The sequence below is a fragment of the Thermopirellula anaerolimosa genome, from assembly GCF_054657335.1.
In genome coordinates this window covers 1,143,556-1,164,107 of record NZ_BAAHYX010000006.1, presented here as the reverse complement: position 1 = coordinate 1,164,107, position 20,552 = coordinate 1,143,556, and the positions used below count along the sequence as shown (strand labels likewise).

The window sequence follows — 20,552 nt, the reverse complement described above, 5'->3', positions numbered from 1 at the left end:
CCGCCCTGTACGTCCGCGTTCTATTGCGGGAAAAGGTCGTCCACATCGCGAGCGACGGCCAAACCGTCGATGCCTTCGCGATCGATCTCGACGCCCAAGCCGGGCCCGAGCGGAACCTCGAACATTCCGTCCGTCATCTTGAGACCGCGGACTGCGGATGCGTGGAAGGCATCCGGAGGGGGCGTGTCATGGGCCACGGTCAAGGCGGGCAATGCGGATGCGAGCTGGAGCAGGGCCGCCGATTGAATGCCCGCCGAAATGGGGCAATTGAGCGAACACCCGAGGTTTGCGGCTTCCGCCACCGTGACGCAATCCCGCGCGCGCAGGATTCCGCCAACCCTCGCCGGTTCGACGATCACGTGATCGACGGCGGCGGCGCGGGCGGCGGCAAAGACGTCGGCAGGGCCGGTGATTTGCCGGTGAGCGGCGATCGGCACATCGACGCCGCGGTGCAACTGATAATACAGATCCCAACCGGCGCGACGCAGGGGATCGATGATCAAAACCGACTCGAAGGCCTCAAGTTCGCGCGCCAATCGCATGGCGGAGGGGAGGTCGAACAGGCCGTTGGCGTTGAAGCGAATGCCGGCATGCGGCCCGGCGGCGGCAAGGACGGTCTTCAAGCGACGGAGATCGTTCTCGACGTAACCCGATCCAGCCAGCAGCAGAGAGGCGTGGCCCGCCTCGATCGCGCGACGGGTCTCGGCCTCCAGTTCTTCGGGATCCTCCGAGTGGAGGTGAACGGCACAAGGGATGCGTTGTCGGTAGACGCCGCCGAGCAGCCTCGCGATAGGCTGCCCCGTCGCGCGTCCCAATGCGTCCCAGCAGGCGGTTTCCACTGCGGCTTTGAGTGCCCGAGGATACAGCGGTTCCAGTTCGAGCAGTTCGGCGATGTCGAAAACGTTGCGTCCCGCCAGAATCGGGAGAAGGAACTCCCGCCTTGGTCCCGGTTCGGTAATTCGCCAGGGCAGGGCGGCCTCTCCCCAACCCTCCAAATCGCCGTCGAAAATAAGGCGAACCAAGACCAGTCGATCCCGCGCGTACCCCCATTCGTTCGGGACTCGGATCAATTGGAATTCCAGGTCTCGGATGATCATGGTTTGGGGAACGCGGCTAGTCTTGGCGACCGGCTTAATGTTTGAAGTGACGCCGTCCGGTGAAGATCATCGGCACGCCTCGGCGATTGCAAGCGTCGATGACGTCTTGATCGCGAATGGAACCGCCCGGCTGAATGATCGCCCGAATTCCCGCGTCCGCCGCCCTTTCGACCGAATCGGGAAACGGGAAGAAGGCATCGGACGCCAAGACGGAGCCTTCGGCGCGATCGGCAGCCTTTTGAATGGCGATCTCCGTGGAATCGACCCGACTCATTTGGCCGGCACCCACGCCGACCAGCATCCCGTTCTTTGCCAGGACGATGGCATTGGATTTGACGAATCGCACCATCGACCAAGCGAATCGCAAATCGTCCATGAGATCGTTGGTAGGAGCGGACTGAGTGACCACCCGCCACTCGCCCTCGTCGTCCGGTCGGGTGTCGGCTTGCTGAAGCAGTAGTCCGCCGGTAAGAACGCGGTACGTCCACTCTTCATGACGGCCTTCGATATTGCCGACTTCGAGCAATCGAACGTTCTTGCGCCATTTGGGCCGCTCGGTGAGAATTGCAATCGCGGCGGCATCGTAGGCGGGCGCCACGACGGCTTCGATGAAAAGCCCCTCCCCGCAGAGCACCTCGGCCGTATCGACGTCAACGGGCCGGTTGAAGCCCAAAATCGACCCGTACGCGCTGACGGGATCTCCGGCGAGGGCTTTTTTCGCGGCCTCCGCCAAGGTCCCGGCCGCCGCCGCGCCGCAGGGATTGTTATGTTTGATGACGACCGCGGCGGGCGATGCAAAGAAGCGAGCGATTTCGAGCGCGCTGTCGAGGTCCAAGAGGTTGTTGTACGACAACTCCTTGCCGTGGAGTTGATGGGCGGTGACGACGCTGGGACCGGAGTAACCCGGAAAGACGTAAACGCCGGCCTTTTGGTGCGGGTTCTCGCCGTAACGCAACGCCGCAAGACGCTCCGCCGTCAAATCGATTCGCGCCGGCAGTTCCTCATCCGCCTCTCGCGTCTTTTGCGCGAACCAAGCCGCAATCGCCCGGTCGTACTCCGCGGTATGGGCGAAGGCCGCCGCGGCAAGTCGTCGCCGGAATTCCAGCGTGGTGGAACCTTGGTCCTGCACTTGGGCCAGAATTTCGGCATATTGACCGGGATCCGTCGCAATAGTGACGAAGGCGTGGTTCTTGGCCGCCGCCCGCACCAAGGATGGGCCGCCGATGTCGATCTTCTCGATGGCTTCGCTCTCGGTGCAGTCGGGTCGCGCGACCGTGGCCTGGAACGGGTAAAGGTTTACCACGACCAGTTCAAAGGTCATAATGCCGTGCGTCTCGATCGCCTGCATGTCCTCGGCATGGTCGTGCCGACACAGAATCCCGCCGAAAACCTTGGGATGAAGCGTCTTGATTCGCCCATCCATCATCTCGGGAAAACCCGTGTAACCGGCCACATCGCGAACCGGAATCCCCTCTTGTTCCAAGAAGGCCCTCGTTCCGCCGGTGGAAAAGATTTCCACGCCGGCATCCGCCAGGCCTCGCGCGAACGGAGCCAGCCCCAACTTGTTGCTCACACTGACCAAAGCTCGACGAATCTTAGGATTGGGCATTGCGTACGGTTCTCCCTGACAGGGGTTCCGGGGGCGATCAAGCTAACGAAAGGTGCCGGTAGTATCCGTGAGGATACACGCGGTAGCCAGTTGACGGGTATCCATCCGAATGGATCGGGCGGCGGACACGTTGTTGCCAAGCGATCATGCCCTTGCCTATTCGGCGAAAAGGCCGGTACCCGCCGCCATGGTGTGGCATGATCGGATTCCGCCGGCATGCGCCCGGCAAAACCGGAGTGTAGCGCAAGGCGTTCCGGCGGTCAAGGATACGCGAAAGGGGCGGGAAAAGGCTGTTGGTACCACCGGTTGATCGTGCTCCAAGGAATAGCTTGCCGTGAGCGCACGTTTTGCCGGTTCGGCTAACCTTGCCCGGGCGATTCTCGCGGAATGCACTCCGTCGAAAACCGGGACTTCGACCAGCGGAAAGATTGGACGCGCCACCGTTGACCGTGAATAATTGAGGAAAGGCCCTGCCGCGAAGACGGCAGGGGATCGGCTTCCCGCCTATTCGCGATGCAACCTGTCACTCCCCGTTGAGAGCGGAGCCATGTCTCGCCTGAACCGCCGACGTTTCATCTTTCATTCCGCACACCAGACGGTCGGCCTGACCGCCACGTTGGCGGCGTTGCCGCATTCGGAAGTCGTGGCGGAGTTCCTGGAGGTGGAAGACGCCCCCAAACCGCCCCCTAAGACGCTGCGCTTGTGCCTAGTTTCAGGTTCGGAGGAATACCGCTCGGATGAATCGCTGACGTGGTTGGCCGACTACCTGCAGGAGAACTTCGGCATCGTCTCGGACAAGGCCTTCGCACGGAGCTTGACGGACCTCCCGGGATTGGAGGCCCTGGATCGCTGCGATTGCATGGTGCTTTACACGCGGCGACTCGAGATTGACGGTGAACCGCTGGAGCGGATCAAACGATACTTTGCCGAGGGGCGACCTGCCGTCGGTATTCGCACGGCGAGTCATGCCTTTCAAAATTGGTTGGCGCTCGATAAAGAAGTATTCGGAGGAGACTACGGCAATCACTACGGGAAGGACCTCCTGCCTCGAATCGAGCTTACGTCCGCGGGGAAGGATCACCCCATCACGCGCGGGTTCGAACCGTACGTATCGCAGGGGAGTCTCTATCGCAATCAGAACGTAGCGAAAGACGTGACGGTCTTACTGACGGGCACGATCCCGGGCCATACGGAACCGGTGGCGTGGACGCGGATTCACAACGGCGGTCGCGTATTTTACACATCCCTGGGACACCCGGACGACTTCCGTCGCCGCTCCTTCGTCCGCATGCTGACCAACGCGATCTACTGGGTCTGCAAGCAGGATATTCCCGACTAGAGGCGGCAACGATACGAGTCACTCCGTGCTTTGGGAATCCCCGGCGAGTCCCATCGCCCGATGGTTTGGGCTAGGCAGAGGTCGTCCCTCGCTTTCCCAAGCCGGCCCGTGCCGAGGAGCGCCGACCGCGCGGCGGAATGCGTCCGACCAATCGACCCGGCTTCGTCGGCAGCTTTTCAGTTCGAACGACCGCCGATCAGACGCCCAAACTCAGGCAAAAGGTCGTATCGCTTGGTCCAAGGGGTGTACATGAAACCGCGAATGCCGGGCAGGTCGCGGGCGTCTTGCATCCAGCCCTTGACGTCCTCCAGATCATTCGCGTCGTAGTAGCAGGCGATGAGCATGCGAAAGCCCTGCTCGGCGAAGAACTTGAGGCTTTCGGGGCGCGGCGTCCCACCCCACACCGCCATGATGACGTCTTTGGGAACGTACTTCCACGACCCCGTGAAGTCCCCTTCCACTAGATAGTAGTCGCCGTGGGCGTTGTGATTGGGGTCGAACATATCGGACCAGATATAGACTTCGACACCGGGGTTGTATCGCCGCAAGGATTCCACTTGCCGCCGCACGCACTCGCCCAATAGCTCCGCCATATCTCGACCGCGGCAGGCCTCGCAGGTCCCGCCCATGCGGATTTCATCCATGTTCAACAAGACCTTCTTGGGCTGAAGGTGTTGGGCCAGTAACGCCGCTTCGTGGTCGAAAATCTCGTACAGTTCCGGTTCGCCCATGCAAACCGTGATTTGGGAATCGTGGATCTTTTGCGAGTGATACCAACCCACGCGCAATCGCTGCCCGGTACGGATACGGCTATTCTCGGTAAGTCGAAGAGCGGGGGCCTCGCGATCCACGCGGTACGGACTGTAGGCGGAATCTTCGAGCGGCAAATAATCCCTGCCTTCCTGATATGCGGTGCCGTCTTCGGCGTGGACGGTGACCGGAGTTCCCGGGCGTCGCAGCACGTTGAGCGGGCCGATCTCTTCGATGGACCAATCGTCGAGCCAGAAACGTCCGCCGCGACCGCCCCAAACGCCGGCATACAACCGCACGCGATCGAATTGCAGGCTGTTGAAGACGAAGGTGCATTTCGTCCAGTCGGCGGTCTCGGGGATGCCGAATTCCAGGGGCGCGAGCGTCCGGTTGCCCGCCAAGACTTGAATTCGGAACGCGCCGCGGGGCGTCAACCGCTCGGTCTTCACCCAACAGGTGACGCGATAACAACGGTACGGATGGACGGCGACCTCCTGCATGACGCGACCGTGTCCATGCGGATTGGACGTAAAATTCTCCATCCGCAAGGAAGCCTTGCCCTGGTGAAAGACTTGGGTATCGGCAAAGCTCACCTCGCCCGGTTGATCGTGGAAATTGTAGCCGCGCAAGCGGTTGCCCGAAAAATCCTCGAATCCGCCGTTCACTATCGCCACGGCGGGATCCGGCTCCAGTACGGCGCGATCGCCTTGCACCGTGAAAAGGGCATCTTTGACGGGCAATCCTTCGGCCAGATAGCGATTGTGGCCGAGCACGCCGCCGCCGTAACCGACCGAAAAGACGGAAGGGATCAACTCCAGGTTCAACCGGCGGCAGGTCTCTTGAACCGCCTTCAAGCGGCGGAAATACTCGGGCGGTCGCTTGCACAGGCTGTCCAGACCGAAGGAAACCACCGCCCCGTTGCACCCGCTCTCTGCGGCGGATTGCAAGACGCGATTCACCTCGTCCACGTCGCTGTCGCGGCCCAACCCCCAGCCAAAGACCCAGACGAATTGGTCCTGGTACTCCGTCTCGTTCGCGGCGGCGAGACCGGAAACTACTAAAAGACAGGCAAATAGCAAGGCGCCCCATCTCGCCAAGGAAAAGCCAAGCCCCAATGAAAACGGACCTGCAAACGCGTGCAAGCGAGACCGACCCATGTTGCACCTCCGACACCGTCAATGGATGCAGCCGATTTCCACTCAGGCGCGTCGGCGAAACCGGCGCGCGGCGGTTCACGACGGACCGAGAAACGCCCCCGCCTCCCGAGTGATTCGGAAACGCGGGGGCTACGGATGCCTTGGTTGCCGAGACTATTTTTCCGCGGCGGGGGCCGCTCCCTTGTTTTCGAACCACATCGGACCGCCCCATTTTCCGGTGACGACGATGTCGAGGTCTCCGTCGCCGTCCAGGTCCACGACGGGCACGTTCAGCCCCGACCCGATGCCTTGGTTATACACGATCACGTGCTTGATCCATTGGACTTCAGGAGTCCTCCGCAGTTCATACCAATACACGCCCAGCGGTTCGAACTCGCCAGGATCGCCGCCGTTGTGAGCCATGAAACGCTTGCCGGTGACCAGGTCCGGCGTGCCGTCGCCGTTGATGTCGCCCAACGTAAGGGAGTGGGCTTGCGTCCAGGATTTGTCGATGACGTGCCGTTTCCAGGAAATCTCGTCGCCTTGGCGCTGTTGTTCGTACCAGAAGATGCCGTACTTGTGGGCCGAACTGGTCAAGACGTCATTCAGCCCGTCGCCGTTGACGTCGATCACCAAGATTTGCGGCGTGTGATCGGAGGTGCCCTCCCCGGCGCCGCCCAGTTTCCAGGGGTGTTCGATCCAGGTGCCGTTTCGCGGGTCGGCGGGCGCTTCGAACCAGGCATCCGGTCGGAGAAAATCAGGACGTCCGTCGCCGTTGAGGTCGCCCACGCCGGCGCCGAAGTTCATCCGCTTTTCGCTAATGACGTAGCGTTTCCATTGCACGGTGCCGTTTTCCTTCACGGCCTCCCACCATACCGAGGTTCCAATGTTGGGGATGATCTCGTCCACGACGCCGTCGCCGTCCAAGTCGGCGATGTCCGCCGTTTCGTGGTTCTCGCTAACGTCGATGACGGTTCGCGGCCACATCGGTCCTTGCAAACCCATGTTGCGGTGCCAATCGAGGCATTTCTCGAACCAATCGCAGGAAACGACGTCCGTCTTGCCATCTCCGTCGACGTCAAGAGGCAAATCGGCGAAGTTCCACATGTACCCCTTGCCTTGCTCGTCCACTTCGCCTTTGAGTTCGCGAAACTTGAACGCCCTCCAATCGGGGGCCAAATAGACGAAGGGCCCGGCTACGACGTCGAGTTTGCCGTCGTTGTTGAAGTCGGCCACGCCGCAGGCTTCGCTGCGAAAGTTACCGATGCGATGTCCTTCGAATACGACTTCGCCGGCAGACGTCCACGACGCCGCCGCGACCGCGACGAGTACAGCAATCCCAATCGCTCTCAACATGGTGCTTTCTCCCATCGTTAGGGCAATGATCGCCGACCTTGTGGTAACGCTCTTATCACCACGCGTTCATTCACAGGGCTTCGCGACCCAACTTCATTTGACGTGCCACTTCGGCTATGCGCCGACCGTAGGCTTCAGCCGTTTCCAGATCGCCGGACGACGGCGCCTCTTCCGGAGATACCTGAAAGCTCGCGGCCATGGGCCCGACGAAGGATCCAACCCGGTTATGCGCGTCGGGTCCCGGCCCCTGGAGGGTGTTCATGCCGTCGGGGCGGTTCGCGGAAGGCAACATGGCCAAGCCGACATAGATCATACCATGCTGTAGCGCCGATATCATCAAGCCGACCAGCGTGTTCAGCTTGTCGCCCGAAAAGGAACTGGAGTTGGTAAAAGCTCCGGCGATCTTATTGCGCCAAGATTGGCTGAACCATTTTCCGACCGCGGCCTCCCAGAACCGTTTCATCTCAGCCGACATGTTCCCCATGTAGGTGGGACACCCGAACACAATCGCATCGGCGGAGTCCAATCCATCCAAATCGTCGATGGCCTGCTGCACGGTCCACAATTCGGCATGGGTTCCGGGCACGCTTGCCGCGCCCCGTTGAACGGCCTCGGCTTGCCGCTTGGTGTGCCCGAAACCGCTGTGATATACGACCACCACGCGAGTCATGTCGGTGTCTCCAATTCCTTAAAAATCCCACCTTTGGCAAACACAGTGAACGACCTCCCCGGATCGAATCGACCGGAAACGGCGTGGTCGCCGCACCGTATCTAATCGATCGTGCTGCGCTCATACGGCAGTGTATTGCCTTCGGAGACGCTTGGTCAGCCCGCCGTCAAGAGTGTGTGGCAGTACAACTCGTTCCTCCCGCCGGTTTACCGTGCCGACCGAGAAGGTCGGCACGGCGCGGGGCGAGGACGTGGGGAGTCTTCTCCAACCGCGGGATTGGATCGCTCAGTTCGCGCGGTCGCTGGTCTTGGGCACGATGTCGATTTGCAGGGCCGGGTCCGCAGCGGGCACATACGTTGTGGGCAACCCCAACTCTTGTCGCACGATGTTGACGCCCTGGGCAATCGCCGCTGACTTGTAGAAAGCGATTTCGCGGTTGCATCCCTGGCGACCAAAGCCGCAATCGCTCGAAATGACAAGTTTCTCGGGCGGAATGTACTTCAGCGCGCGGCGGACCTCCGAGGCCACGTCTTCGGGACGATCCGCTTGGAGCGTGCGGTGGCTGACCACGCCCACGGCGATCTTCTTCTCCAACCCGCGCGACAGCGACCCGAATAGCTCGATGTCCTTGAAATTGCGATCCTTCATCTCCAGCGTCCAGACGTCGCCCTTGCACTCGTAGAGGTACATTTCCAGCGAGGCGGCGTAACTGGTATCCTCCATCACCCGCTGCATATTGGGATTGCCCCAGCACGTGTGGATCCAGATTTCCACGTCGTCCAAGCCTTCGACCTCGCGATTGTAGGCCTCCAGCATGAATCGAACGTCGGGATGATCCTTCCCTTGACTGTTGGCCATGAAGTGCAAGCAGGGTTCTTCGACCTGAATGCATTTGCAACCGGCGTCGCGAAGGGCGAGCAACTCCTTGTTCATGGCCACGGCCATGTCCCAAATCAATTCGCGCTTGTCCTTGTACTTGTCGGTATGGATGTCCAAAAACAGGCTCATCACCTGGGAGCAACATGTGCCGAATCGCACGGGCTTCTGAGTCTTGGCCTGGGTCATCCGCCAAATCTTAGGGTAATCCAGGGGGCGATGCTCCACCTTGTCAGTGACGATCGGCCAGCGCCACCCGGTGTAAATCTCGTGCAGCAAAGTTCCGGGCGGATACCTTAGCCACGGCGAGCGCGTCTCTTCGGATTGCAGTAAGTCGCCTTCGAGTCCCTTCCAGCGTTGGAGCGGGTAGTGATGCCAAGAGCGTCCCGCGAAGTCTTCGTCGCAATGGAAATCACCCGGGGTGACCAGGTCCAAACCCGCGCGCTCCTGATCGCTGATGACCACGGCCAAGGCGTCTTGAAACTTCTCACGAAACCGCACGTCCATCATGCAAGTGTCCAAAGGACGACCCCACATGCTCATGTCGAACCAGCGAGGCCGCGGGAACGATCCGGTGGTGGTGCAGGGCAGCATCAGGTCTTTCGTTGCGGTGAACATCTTTCACATCTCCCAGAGGACCGGCGCCGTGTGTCACGTCCCCACGCAAGTCCGCTGACAAAAGTCGTGGGAATTGTCGAAAAACGTTTCACGCGGCAGGGAAGCTACACACATTTACGACAGCAACAGGTGACATTTTATGGGGGGTGTCGCCGCGGAGCAACAAGTCGGCGACACGTCGGAACGGAATGTTGCCGCAGTTGATGGGGCGGGCCGATTTACCTGTACCCCCAAAGGAAGCGGGTCACGACGAGTCCGGACCCTGCACTACTCCATAATGTAGTCGAAAAGACGACACTCGCAGGACTGGGATCAGTGATGGAGGATGGCAAGTTATGCGGTTGAGTTCGACGGCTCCGAAAAGACCATGCACAAAGATTGCCCGGATTGCGCAATTGACCAAATTTCCGGAACACGGTTTGCTCGATAATGAGTTTGAGAGTTACAGTTTCCGTCGATGGGCAGCAGTCACTGCCGCTCCGTCCGGATTTTCCGAGTCTCGGCTCCAGTCAAAAAAAAACGGCGCCGCGCATGTCTCGAGTCATCGAACTGCGTTCCCTTGAGGCCCTCGAAGCGTTCCGCTTCGTCTGGCATCGCCTTTGGCAGGAGACCCGCCGCGCCGACTTCTTTCTGACCTACGAGTGGTTTGCCGCCTACTGGCGGCATTTCGGGCACGACAAGCAGATGCGCGTCCTGCTGGTCGAGTCCGAGGGCGAAACCGTTGGCATCGTACCGCTGGCGCGAATTGAGCGCCGCACTTCTTTGGGAACGATACGCACCCTTACCTACCCCCTGGACGACTGGGGCGGATTCTACGGACCGGTGGGAGGGCATCGCGCCGCCGCGTTGATGTCGGCACTCCGCCACGTTGTGGATTCTCCCAGGGATTGGGATATCCTCGATTTGCGGTGGATAGACGGTCGCAGGACGGACGGTCTGCGCACTCCGGCGGCGATGCGTCAGGTCGGCATGCACCCCATCTCTCAACCGTGGATGGAGTATCCTCTCATCGAGACTGCCGGGGGTTGGGACGCATGGCTACGAGGGCGCCCCGCCGAGCGCCGCCGGGAAATCGAGCGGCAATTGCGACGACTGAGAGAGCGGCACGACGTGCGGTACGTGCGTCACCGTCCGGGCGGTCGCGGGTGCCGGGACGCCGATCCGCGTTGGGACTTGTTCCACGCTTGCGTCGCTGTCGCCGAGAAGAGTTGGCAGGGCACGCAAGACGCCGGCACGACTTTGGCACATAAGCCGACCCGCGAATTCCTCCGCGACCTGCACGTCTCCGCCGCCCAACTAGGTTGCCTGGACGTCAACGTCCTGTTCTTCGACGATCAGCCCGTCGCGTACGCGTACAACTATGTTCACGAGGGTCGCGTCATCGGTCTGCGGATGGGTTATGATCCCGATCGGCGGTCCGACGGTCCGGGAACCGCCCTGATGCGGTTGATGGTCGAAGATAGCTGTCGGCGCGGCGACGCGGAAATCGATCTCGGACCGGGGCGGACTCGGTTCAAGGATTACTGGGCGACCCAAGTCGCCGTCAGTTATCGGTACACGTACTACGCGGAATCCCTCCGAGGCAGATTGCTCCGCTTGCGACGTTGGTGGAATGATCGACTCTATTCGCGGGAGGATATCCTGGCCCGCCGCTCCGCGTGACGCCGCCTTCAGGCCGGCGACATCTCACCGCCTTGGGGATGCTTTGCCCCATGCCTTCTCCCGGCAAGGTCCGCCGGCAGAGCGTACCCGCCCTGGAATGCGACCGGTCGCCCCTTACCCGATCAGGGTCTCGAGTATAGGATGAATCGTTCCCGGTCTTCCTGAAAACCGGTTTCGGAAATCGGCGTTCCGCCGTCGGTTTCCTCTTCCTTCCTCTTTCGCGTGTGAATGGGTCACTTAGCTGCGTGTATGCGAGACCTCTCGATGTCTGAGTCGCCGGACTCTCTGCCGATCCTTCAACATCCTCCGCGTTCGGAATCCGAAAAGGCGTCCGTTAACGGCCCAATCAAAGGGACGTGCAGTCTGATCGCCCTCGGGTGCCCCAAGAACCTCGTGGACGGCGAGCACATGCTGGGTTTGCTTGAGTCCGACGGATACCGCCTTGTCACCCAGCCTGATCGGGCCGACGTCGTGATCGTCAATACCTGCGGGTTCTTGCAGGCCGCACGGCGAGAGTCGTTCTCGGTCATCGAGGACATGCTCAAGCTGAAGCGGCGAGGGCGGATATCCGGCGTCGTCGTGGCGGGTTGTCTGGCGGAGCGCGATCGCGAGGCCCTTCTCAAACGTTATCCCGAGGTCGATCAGGTAGTCGGCCTCTTCGCCCGGGAGGAAATCGTCCGTGCCGTGGACCGCATTGTGGGCGGCATCAGGGAGCAGCGGACCCTTTTTCATCCCGCGTCCGTGGTGCCGATGAACGACGCTCGGCGTTTTCGCGTGACTCCGAGCCACCTCGCGTATTTGAAGATATCGGAGGGTTGCGATCGACTGTGCACGTTTTGCACGATCCCTCACATCCGCGGCAAGCACGTCACCAAGCCGATGGAGGACGTGGTGGAGGAGGCCCGGTCGTTGGCGGCGGACGGCGTCCGTGAACTGATCGTCGTCGCCCAAGATACGACGTATTACGGGCTGGATTTGTACGGTCGGCCGATGTTGGCGGAATTGCTGCGACAACTGCGGGAGATCGAGGACCTCCGCTGGATTCGTTTGATGTACCTGTATCCCATGTACTTCACCGATGAGCTGATTGACGTCTTGGCGGAGGGAGGAAAGATTCTTCCGTATTTGGACATGCCCTTGCAGCATATCAACGACCGCATTCTTCGGCGGATGAAGCGCCGCGTCGGTCGGGCGGAAACCGAGGTCCTGCTGGACCGCTTGCGTTCGGTGATCAAGAACTTGGTAATGCGAACGACCATGATCGTCGGCTTTCCCGGCGAAACGGAACGGGAGTTCGAGGAACTTGTTGAGTTCGTCCGCGAACAACGTTTCGAACGATTGGGGGTTTTCGAGTTCTCACGCGAACCGGGCACGCCCGCCGATCGCATGAAGGAGCATCTCCCCCGTCGCGTCATTCAGGAGCGGCGCGACCGCCTGATGGCCATCCAGCAGAAGATCACCTACCAGTGGTCTCGGAATCAGGTGGGAAGACGGCTTGCCGTATTGTTGGATCAACCGGTGCCGGAGCAGGAAAACGTTTGGCTGGGGCGTTCGTACGCCGACGCGCCCGAGATCGACGGCGCGGTGTACGTCACGGGCGAAGGGCTGCGTGCCGGACAATTCGTGGAGTGCGAGATTGTTGCGGCGGAGGGCTACGATTTGGCTGCCGCGCCGATCGAGGAGCCTGTCATCTCCGACAAGTAACCGGTAACCGGCAGTGGTGAGGGGAAACCGGCGGTAGCGGAACCTCGGAAAGCGGTGTCCGCCGAACAGACCAACCGCGTCGAATTCCCGTCCCCTGAGCGGCGAGGAGCGACGCGAAAAACGTCGCTCCCGCCCTCAGGCAAATCAAAGCCCCATCGAGAAGCGCTCGCCGGAGCGGCCGACCCAGAAACCGCAATTTCCGACAAGCTTCGTGCTTCGACCCCAGGAGGGAGGGCTGCGTTAGGCTCCCGCAAACCTAAACGCAATCGATGGGGCTTCCCGCTGGCTCCTTTCTTGTTCGCTTGATTGTTCCATCGCTCCGATCAATTCCGGCTTTGGGCCGAGGGTATCCCTTGATCAAGGCGATGGAAAGGCGTGTTCGAACTCTTGGTAAAGCCACTGCCTGGCAAGCTGATAGTCGTCCACTCGCAAAGGATCGTGGAGACGCGGTTGCCACAGCCTGTGCCCGTTGCCTGCTATCAGAACGCAGTCGTTTTGCTGTGCCTGATGCAACGTCCACGCAATCGCTTCCGTGCGATTGGCGATGCGTTGATAACGAGCGGGCGTATAAATATGTTTTTCCACGCGATCGATCAAGGCCGAAAAATCCTCGTGGGCAGGGTCTCCCGTCGTCAGTACGGCCATGTCCACGCGTTCCTCCAGTACCCGCATCCAAGCCGCATCATCGGCGCGTCGGATCGGCGGCCGACTGACGCAGATCAGGCGACCGGTAACCAGCGGTCGGAGGGTGGATAGAACGGCGTCCAGAGTATGCGAGTCGGCCGCAGCGTCCACGAATACGGAGAACGGTTGGCCGCAAATCACCGGTTGCATTCGGCCGGGCAGCGGCGTCACGGCCTCCAGGCCTTTGACGACGGCCTCGATGGGCACTCCGGTCGCCAGGCCAACACCCGCCGCGACCAAACAGTTCCGTATGTGGTGCCGGCCGAACAATTTGGTTTGAACGGGAAAGGTTTCGCTCCCCGCCGTCAAAAAGAAAGTCTCTTCGCCCAGTTCGCGCGAAATCTCCCGTCCCTGGATGTCGGCCGAATCGTTGAGTCCCACGGTGAGCGCAGGCTTGGCGATACGGGTTACGGCCGCGCGACATGCCGCGTCATCCACGTTCAACACGGCGCAACCGTCCGGAGCCATGTACTGCAAGGCGTCGATCGGTACCGCATCCGCGCGACCGGGGCCTGCCCACTGATTCGTAACCGCCACGGCTTGAAATGAGAGGCCGGCGGGACGTTTGTCCGCCAGTCCGGTCGCAGAGAGTTCCAACACGGCATGGGTGCAACCGCTTGCGACCATGCGGGCCAGGCGATCGGCCAATTCGTCGGGGTCGGGTGTGGATTGCGTTGCTGTGGAAGAATTCTCGCCGTCGAAGTATCCCAAGGTGCCCAACATCCCGACGCCGTGCCCGGCCTCGCCCAAGATCCTGGCGATGAGACAGGCCGTGGTCGTCTTGCCGAATGATCCCGCAACGCCTACCAGATGAAGCTTGCGGGCGGGATAGCCACGTATCGCCTGGGCGACTTCCCCGAAGGCCGCCTTGGCGTCTTGGACGTAGCAAACGGGGACGGGCAAATCTCCCAAGGGCGAATCGGCCAAAACGGCGGCGCAACCGCGTTTCACCGCCTCGCGGACCGCCGCGTCGCGTTTCGGACCGGGTCCCAGGGTAACCACGTAGAGGTCGCCCGGCCCAATCCGCCGAGCATGACGCCGGCACCCGGTGATTTTCACGTCCGTTGCGCCGACCAGACGGAGATCGGGCAAGAGCCGGTTCAACCGAATCGTCGTTGCCGCATCAGGGCAAACACCCATCGCTAGAGGCCTCCATACCTCCGCGGTGATCCTCTAAAAACGCCTCCGGCCGGTATCGAACGTGGTAACGAGCAGCATTGGGCGAAGGGTGTCCTCGCCGCGACGAGGCCGTTTGGCCGCGTGCCGCCGGTTTCGCGAATCCCGTCCCTCTCGGCCGCGCACTTCCTTGTGCATGTCCGGCGGATTTTCCGGATTCCGCCGGTTGTGTCAAGTCGGGAAATCGCCGACGGCAAGGCCGCGCTTTCCGCATGCGCACCCCAAGGGCACGGCGACGTCAACTCGGATCGGTGGCACGGATTATTCGGGTCCTGCGGCGATCGCGAACCGACGAGGCCGCCAAGCCTCAAAGCAGACGCAAGAACCGCCGGGCTTTACGTTGACACTGCCATCCGGCGTATTTAGAATCGACTTAGGTCTCGCTGCTTATCCAATTTGCCTGGACCGCAGGACCCGGACGGACTATTTGCGACGCTGAGTCGGCCCTAAGCCGGTCGTTCCCAGACCTTTCTCCCAGCACCGAGTGATTTCTCAGGAGCGGATTCGTCATGGCGAGAGAAAACCAAGGGCTTCAAATCGCCTTGATCATCTTTGTCATTCTTACGCTTTTGCTGGGAGTGACGACCTATCTCTTTTTCCGGCAATACGACGAGCAGTACCGGAAGGCTCAGACCGCTGCGGAAGAGGCGGCCAATGCCAACAACGCCGCCCGTTCGGCGCAAACCGACCTGAACACGCTTAAGACCATCTTGGGGTTCAGCACCACGGAAGCGATGGACAAGATTACCCAGGATGTGAAGACCGAGATGGACACCTACGCCGCCGATCTGGACGAGTCGCAGAAGAATTATCGGGCGGTGGTCAAACATTTGTTCGACACGCTTCAGGCGAAGAGTGCCACGCTGGTCGCGACGGAACAGAAACTTCGCGACGCCGAAACCAAGATCGCGCAACTCGAACAAAGCAAGGCCCCGCTGATCGCTCAACAGCAGAATCGGGCGGACGCGGCGGAGCAAACGCTGGCGCAGGAGCGGCAAAAATTCATGCAGGATTTGCAGGCTTCCGTGCAGGCGCGAAACGATTTGCAGGGCCGAGTGGATAACCTCCAGCAACAGGCTCAAGAGGCCCAAGCTCAATTGGCATCTTACAAGCAGCAGGCCGAGACGCGGCTTCGCACGGTATCCAATTTGTTGAATACTCGGACTCAGGAGATCGAGCAACTGAAGAACCCCCGACTGGACTCCCCGGACGGCAAGGTTCAGTGGGTCAACCAGGAATTGGGAACGGTCTGGATCAACTTGGGTGAGGCGGACGGTTTGACGGTAGGCGCTACGTTTGCCGTGTTCCCCGCGGACGCCCTGAACGTCGCCGACGCCCAGCGAAAAGGAGCGATCGAGGTTACCGCCATCCGGGGACCGCATCTGGCCGAGGCTCGTATCGTGGACGACGTCATCTCCGACCCCGTGGCACCCGGTGACGTCATTCACACGCCCATCTGGTCGCCCGGCGACCGACGGCGATTCGCGCTCACGAATTTCGTGGATATCGACGGCGACGGTAAGAGCGATCAAGAGTTGCTGATCTCGGTCATTCGCAATAGCGGCGGTTTGGTGGATGCCTGGCTGGACGATCAAGGCAACATGAACGGCAGCATCACGCCGGAGACCGACTATGTGGTACTCGGCTCGGAACCGCCCGAGGGGACCGATGTCGCCGTGATCCAGGCCCGATCCGACTTCTTAAAACGGGCCGGCGAGTTGGCCGTGGTGTCGATATCTCTCAAGGACCTGCTTCGTCGCATCGGGTACAAGCGAGAGTCGCAGGTGGTGCGATACGGATCCGCCGCTAATCCGGATGATTTTCGCGCGAAACCCGCTGAGGGCGTGGTTCGAGAATCGCCCGGTACCGTGAGCGAAATCTTCCAGAAGCGTCAACCGCCGCGAGGCGGCAACCGCTGAGATGCGGCGGAACGGAGCTAAAACGGTGCCGACTGCCCGCGACGATTGCGCCATTCAGTGAACTGCTTCGGCGCAACCGGCTTGCCGAGCGAATAAGCATCTTGCTTCCCGAGAAAGCTTTTAGCCTTCGGGCGGGTTCCGCGTGCTCTTTTCGCGTCTTACGGCGGTGGCGCGATGGGGGCGATAACCGGGACGCGACGGCCTGACTCCGCGACGGTCTCGCGATCGGGTGGGCGATTTCGCCCGAACCGCCAACGCTTCTTTGGGGGCTTTTGCCGGTATCAAACAATCCGGTCCGTCCCCGATCAAATCCTCGCGACCTTCGCTCAGCAAGGCCTCCCGCACGGCGAAGTAGTTTTCCGGCTTCCAGTATTGCAGCAATGCACGCTGTAGACGCCGCTGCTTCTCCCCTTTGGCGACGTAAACCGTCTCGCCCGTGATTGGGTCGATGCCCGTGTGATACATGCAGGTGGCGATGTCGAAGGGCGTCGGCATGAAGTCTTGGACTTGCCGAGGTCGATAACCGGTGCGTTTGAGGAACTGTGCCAGTCGAATCATGGCCGCTAAATCGCACCCTGGGTGGCCCGCGATGAAGTACGGCACCAGGTATTGCTCTTTGCCCGCCGCGTGCGAACTTTCGCGAAACTTGGCCGCGAATCGCTCGAAATCCTCCACCGAGGGCTTTTTCATCAGCCGAAGGACGTCGGCATCGCAGTGCTCGGGGGCCACCTTGAGGTGTCCTCCGACGTGGTGGCGAACCAGTTCGTCGATGTATTCGGGGCTTTGCTGAGCCAAATCCATGCGGATTCCGGATGCCACGAAGGCCTTCTTCACGCCCTTTTCTTGCCGAACTTCGCAATAGAGTTGGATCAGCGGTGCGTGATCGACGTTCAGCAACTTGCAGATCGTGGGGTGAATGCAACTCAAGCGGCGGCACTTTTCCCTCACCTCCGGACGACTGCAATTCATGCGGTACATGTTCGCGGTGGGACCGCCGATGTCGCTGATGACGCCCTTGAAATCAGGGGCCGCCGCCATGGTTCGCACCTCGTTCAGCACCGAAGCGACGCTGCGACTTTGGATGATCCGCCCCTCGTGGGCCGTAATGGAGCAAAACGTGCAACCGCCGAAACAACCGCGCATAATTTGCACGGAGTGTTTGACCACCTCGAACGCTGGGATGATTTCGTCGCCGTAGCACGGATGGGGACGGCGTTGGTACGGCAGGCCGTAAACCCGATCCATTTCGGCTTCCGAGAGGGGATAGGCCGGGGGATTCACCACGACTGCTTCTCTGCCGTGGAACTGAACCAATCGCCGGGCGTTGTAGGGATTTGTTTCCAGATGGGCGATTCGCGTCATGCGGGCGAACGCCTGTTTGTCCGCGGCCACCTCTTCGTAGCTGGGCAACAGAAGGCCGTCTTCCGGCGGCGATTCCGCGGCCCCAAGTCGATAGGCGGTGCCGCGCACGTCCCGCAGGGCGCGGATGTTCTCTCCCGCACCCAAACGACGCAAGACTTCCAAGAGCGGTCGCTCTCCCATCCCGTACACCAGCAAGTCGGCCTTGGAATCGAGCAGGATCGAGCGGCGGACCTTGTCGCTCCAATAGTCGTAGTGGGCGATGCGGCGGAGTCCCGCTTCCACACCTCCGGCGATGATGGGAACGCCGTGAAATGCCTCCCTGGCCCGTTGGCAATAGACGGCGGTGGCACGGTCCGGGCGCAAGCCGATGCGACCGCCCGGGCTGTAGGCGTCATCGTTGCGGACTTTGCGATTGGCCGTGTAACGATTGACCATGGAATCCATGTTGCCCGCGCTGATCGCAAAGCAAATCCGGGGACGACCGAACATTCGCCACGGATCGCATGACCGCCAGTCCGGTTGGCTCAGCACGGCTACCCGATACCCCTCCGCCTCCAGCAGGCGGGTAAGCAGACCGACGGCAAAACTCGGATGGTCGACGTAGGCGTCGCCGCTGACGAACACCACGTCCACGTAGTCCCAGCCGCGCGCAATCACGTCTTCTCGGGTGGTCGGTAGGAAAAAGTGATGGTTCGGCTTCATTTCGTTTCTCCGCGGCGTCGCGCATTCGAGCGGCGATCAAGACGGCGGTTCGGCGGTAAGGTCGCTTGTCGGCATCAGGGCATGCGATCGGCTTTGTCATTCTACGGTGAATCTCGCGGCAGGCTACCGCGAATCGCTTTGCACCCGGTGCGCGGCAAGGCCGTCAAGCCTGAACGCCGAGAAAACAAGGACGGAAAGGCCCGGGAGCGGCTCTAGGAGCCACATTTGGCGCTAGAAACGGCCTCGGGCGTACCGACCTCGAAGGCCCGCCCCGAGATGCCGCGACGCGAACGCTCCAGCGATTCGGCCGCCAAGATTTGTCCCCAGGGCGTGGGATACCGCGCGGTGATGCAGGCTTGGCAGAGGCTTTCGGCGGGCAAGCCGATGGCCCGGGCGACGGCGTCCACGGGAAGATAGCGCAAGGAATCGGCCCCCAACTGCTCGGCCATTTTGGCTTGGGCCTCTTCCGTCAGTTCACCGTCCGTCACGAAGGGCGGGGCGAACAGCTCCTTCACCGACGACATGTCGATGCCGTAGAAGCACGGAGAGATGATGGGCGGGCAGGCCACGCGGACGTGGATTTCGGCGGGCCGACCCAACTGCCGCATCCGCTGCAACAAGACGCGCATCGTCGTGGATCGGACGATGGAATCCTCGACCAGCAGCACGCGCTTGCCCTCCAGCACCTCGCGGAGCGGCGTGTACTTGGCCCTGGCCTTCCGTTCGCGGTTCTCGACGCCTTCGATGAACGTACGACCGGCGTAGCGGTTGCGGATCAGGCCTTCCAAGCAGGGGATGCCCAAGGCGTAGGCTAGGGCGTCCGCAGCGGCCTTGCTGGTATCCGGAACCGGCACCACGATGCTACGCCCGTCGTGCACGTCCAAGGTCTCCAAGCGGGCCAACTCTTCGCCCAGGGCCTTTCGGGCCAGGTAAACGCTGCGGCGGTCGAGCGTGCTGGCCACGTTGGAAAAGTAGACCCATTCGAAAAAGCAATGGGCGCGCCGCTTCGACTCGCGGAAGGTTTCCTCGCGGAGGCCGCGCGGCGAAACGATGATCGCCCGCCCGGGTTCGACCGGCTTGATCTCCTCCGGAGAGAATCCCAGGTTCAGCAGGGCTACACTTTCGCTGGCCGCGGCGAAAAGTCGCCCGTCGAACGCCCAACTCAAAGGCTTGATGCCGCAAGGGTCTCGCACCACCATCATTTCGCCCAAGGCGTTCAAGAACACCAAGCTGTAGGCGCCGTCGAATTCATCGGGCAGAACACGGCAGACGTCCAAAAGGTCCGGAGCGGGGTTGGGCATTAGTTCCCGGCACAGGACGTGCATAATGACTTCCGTGTCCGTCTCGCGAATCAAATGGTGGTCCTCGTCCTCCAGCAAACGGTCTCGCAATTCCTTGTAGTTGGCCAATTGGCCGTTGAAGGCGAAGCTGAACCACTTGTGCTTCTTGATGTGGTGGCGTTCGAAGGGTTGCGCGTAGCCGACGTCGTCGCGTCCGCAAGTGGCGTACCGGACGTGACCAATGCCCGCCGGTCCCGCCAAACTCGACATCAACCGGTCGAATCGCTCGCGGTGTCCCAGCGAGAAGACTTCGGTAACCGACCCGATCTCCTTGTGGGTCAAAAGCAGTTGGGGATTGTCGGAACGGTAGCGGGTGACACCGGCAGCCAGTTGTCCCCGATTCTGGATGTCCAGCAGCATCTTGGGAAGGAGGCGGGTCGCCTGTTCCGGGCCTTCCGGACAAAGGGGACTGTTTTCCCGGCCCGGCAGATGGTAAACCGCCGCTACGCCGCACTCTTCGCGCAACTCACCCATGGGTGTTTGATTCCCGATTCGGTTCCGGAACCGTTTTTAAGTGGACCGGGAGGGATCGCGGCGTTCAACAAAAAACCT

Annotated in this window: 13 protein-coding genes; 4 read left to right on the top strand and 9 right to left on the bottom strand. The window is 61.1% G+C overall.

Going from position 1 to position 20,552, the window contains the following annotated elements:
• Window positions 1–20: 20 nt before the first annotated feature.
• Both ACYQ6J_RS10380 and purH read right to left on the bottom strand, forming a co-directional pair.
• Window positions 21–1,097 (bottom strand): mandelate racemase/muconate lactonizing enzyme family protein, encoded by a 1,077-nt coding sequence (locus ACYQ6J_RS10380; protein ID WP_460184112.1) that lies wholly within the window; start codon window positions 1,095–1,097, stop codon window positions 21–23.
• A 34-nt stretch (window positions 1,098–1,131) separates the two neighbouring features.
• The gene (gene purH / locus ACYQ6J_RS10375) at window positions 1,132–2,706 is read right to left on the bottom strand and encodes a bifunctional phosphoribosylaminoimidazolecarboxamide formyltransferase/IMP cyclohydrolase (RefSeq protein WP_460184111.1); all 1,575 of its coding nucleotides are present in this window, start codon (window positions 2,704–2,706) and stop codon (window positions 1,132–1,134) included.
• A 547-nt stretch (window positions 2,707–3,253) separates the two neighbouring features.
• Between purH and ACYQ6J_RS10370 the strand changes: the two genes are divergently transcribed.
• A complete protein-coding gene (locus ACYQ6J_RS10370; RefSeq protein WP_460184110.1) occupies window positions 3,254–4,045 on the top strand; it encodes a ThuA domain-containing protein in 792 nt (263 codons plus the stop codon).
• 176 nt (window positions 4,046–4,221) lie between these two features.
• Here ACYQ6J_RS10370 and ACYQ6J_RS10365 read toward each other — a convergent pair whose 3' ends face one another.
• From ACYQ6J_RS10365 to ACYQ6J_RS10350, 4 genes are all read right to left on the bottom strand, one after another.
• Window positions 4,222–5,952, bottom strand: coding sequence for a hypothetical protein (locus tag ACYQ6J_RS10365; protein WP_460184109.1), 1,731 nt, complete (start codon window positions 5,950–5,952; stop codon window positions 4,222–4,224).
• A gap of 153 nt (window positions 5,953–6,105) precedes the next feature.
• Window positions 6,106–7,287, bottom strand: a complete 1,182-nt coding sequence (locus tag ACYQ6J_RS10360) for an FG-GAP repeat domain-containing protein (RefSeq protein WP_460184108.1) — start codon at window positions 7,285–7,287, stop codon at window positions 6,106–6,108.
• Window positions 7,288–7,357: 70 nt separating this feature from the next.
• Complete coding sequence (locus ACYQ6J_RS10355; RefSeq protein ID WP_460184107.1) at window positions 7,358–7,957, bottom strand: flavodoxin family protein; 600 nt, start codon at window positions 7,955–7,957, stop codon at window positions 7,358–7,360.
• A gap of 285 nt (window positions 7,958–8,242) precedes the next feature.
• Window positions 8,243–9,451: a cobalamin-independent methionine synthase II family protein gene (locus ACYQ6J_RS10350; protein WP_460184106.1), complete on the bottom strand. Its 1,209-nt coding sequence runs from the start codon at window positions 9,449–9,451 to the stop codon at window positions 8,243–8,245.
• Window positions 9,452–9,982: 531 nt separating this feature from the next.
• On the opposite strand from ACYQ6J_RS10350, the gene ACYQ6J_RS10345 reads away from it, so the two are divergent.
• Both ACYQ6J_RS10345 and rimO read left to right on the top strand, forming a co-directional pair.
• Window positions 9,983–11,113 (top strand): GNAT family N-acetyltransferase, encoded by a 1,131-nt coding sequence (locus tag ACYQ6J_RS10345; protein WP_460184105.1) that lies wholly within the window; start codon window positions 9,983–9,985, stop codon window positions 11,111–11,113.
• A gap of 264 nt (window positions 11,114–11,377) precedes the next feature.
• Window positions 11,378–12,817 (top strand): 30S ribosomal protein S12 methylthiotransferase RimO, encoded by a 1,440-nt coding sequence (rimO, locus tag ACYQ6J_RS10340; protein ID WP_460184104.1) that lies wholly within the window; start codon window positions 11,378–11,380, stop codon window positions 12,815–12,817.
• 357 nt (window positions 12,818–13,174) lie between these two features.
• On the opposite strand, the gene ACYQ6J_RS10335 is transcribed toward rimO, so the two are convergent.
• Entirely contained in the window at window positions 13,175–14,641 is a 1,467-nt protein-coding gene (locus tag ACYQ6J_RS10335; RefSeq protein ID WP_460184103.1) for a Mur ligase family protein, read from the bottom strand.
• Between the two features lie 545 nt (window positions 14,642–15,186).
• On the opposite strand from ACYQ6J_RS10335, the gene ACYQ6J_RS10330 reads away from it, so the two are divergent.
• Window positions 15,187–16,596: a hypothetical protein gene (locus tag ACYQ6J_RS10330; protein ID WP_460184102.1), complete on the top strand. Its 1,410-nt coding sequence runs from the start codon at window positions 15,187–15,189 to the stop codon at window positions 16,594–16,596.
• Window positions 16,597–16,716: 120 nt separating this feature from the next.
• Here the strand turns inward: ACYQ6J_RS10330 and ACYQ6J_RS10325 are convergent, their stop codons facing one another.
• Entirely contained in the window at window positions 16,717–18,660 is a 1,944-nt protein-coding gene (locus ACYQ6J_RS10325; RefSeq protein ID WP_460184101.1) for a YgiQ family radical SAM protein, read from the bottom strand.
• A gap of 212 nt (window positions 18,661–18,872) precedes the next feature.
• Window positions 18,873–20,474 carry an amidophosphoribosyltransferase gene (locus ACYQ6J_RS10320; protein WP_460184100.1) on the bottom strand — a complete coding sequence of 534 codons (1,602 nt, stop codon included), beginning with the start codon at window positions 20,472–20,474 and terminating at the stop codon, window positions 18,873–18,875.
• Window positions 20,475–20,552 lie beyond the last annotated feature (78 nt).

Coding starts and splice junctions, on each gene's coding strand:
- ACYQ6J_RS10380 (WP_460184112.1), bottom strand. CDS start 1,097: ATGATCATCCGAGACCTGGAATTCCAATTGATCCGAGTCCCGAACGAA.
- purH (WP_460184111.1), bottom strand. CDS start 2,706: ATGCCCAATCCTAAGATTCGTCGAGCTTTGGTCAGTGTGAGCAACAAG.
- ACYQ6J_RS10370 (WP_460184110.1), top strand. CDS start 3,254: ATGTCTCGCCTGAACCGCCGACGTTTCATCTTTCATTCCGCACACCAG.
- ACYQ6J_RS10365 (WP_460184109.1), bottom strand. CDS start 5,952: ATGGGTCGGTCTCGCTTGCACGCGTTTGCAGGTCCGTTTTCATTGGGG.
- ACYQ6J_RS10360 (WP_460184108.1), bottom strand. CDS start 7,287: ATGTTGAGAGCGATTGGGATTGCTGTACTCGTCGCGGTCGCGGCGGCG.
- ACYQ6J_RS10355 (WP_460184107.1), bottom strand. CDS start 7,957: ATGACTCGCGTGGTGGTCGTATATCACAGCGGTTTCGGGCACACCAAG.
- ACYQ6J_RS10350 (WP_460184106.1), bottom strand. CDS start 9,451: ATGTTCACCGCAACGAAAGACCTGATGCTGCCCTGCACCACCACCGGA.
- ACYQ6J_RS10345 (WP_460184105.1), top strand. CDS start 9,983: ATGTCTCGAGTCATCGAACTGCGTTCCCTTGAGGCCCTCGAAGCGTTC.
- rimO (WP_460184104.1), top strand. CDS start 11,378: ATGTCTGAGTCGCCGGACTCTCTGCCGATCCTTCAACATCCTCCGCGT.
- ACYQ6J_RS10335 (WP_460184103.1), bottom strand. CDS start 14,641: ATGGGTGTTTGCCCTGATGCGGCAACGACGATTCGGTTGAACCGGCTC.
- ACYQ6J_RS10330 (WP_460184102.1), top strand. CDS start 15,187: ATGGCGAGAGAAAACCAAGGGCTTCAAATCGCCTTGATCATCTTTGTC.
- ACYQ6J_RS10325 (WP_460184101.1), bottom strand. CDS start 18,660: ATGAAGCCGAACCATCACTTTTTCCTACCGACCACCCGAGAAGACGTG.
- ACYQ6J_RS10320 (WP_460184100.1), bottom strand. CDS start 20,474: ATGGGTGAGTTGCGCGAAGAGTGCGGCGTAGCGGCGGTTTACCATCTG.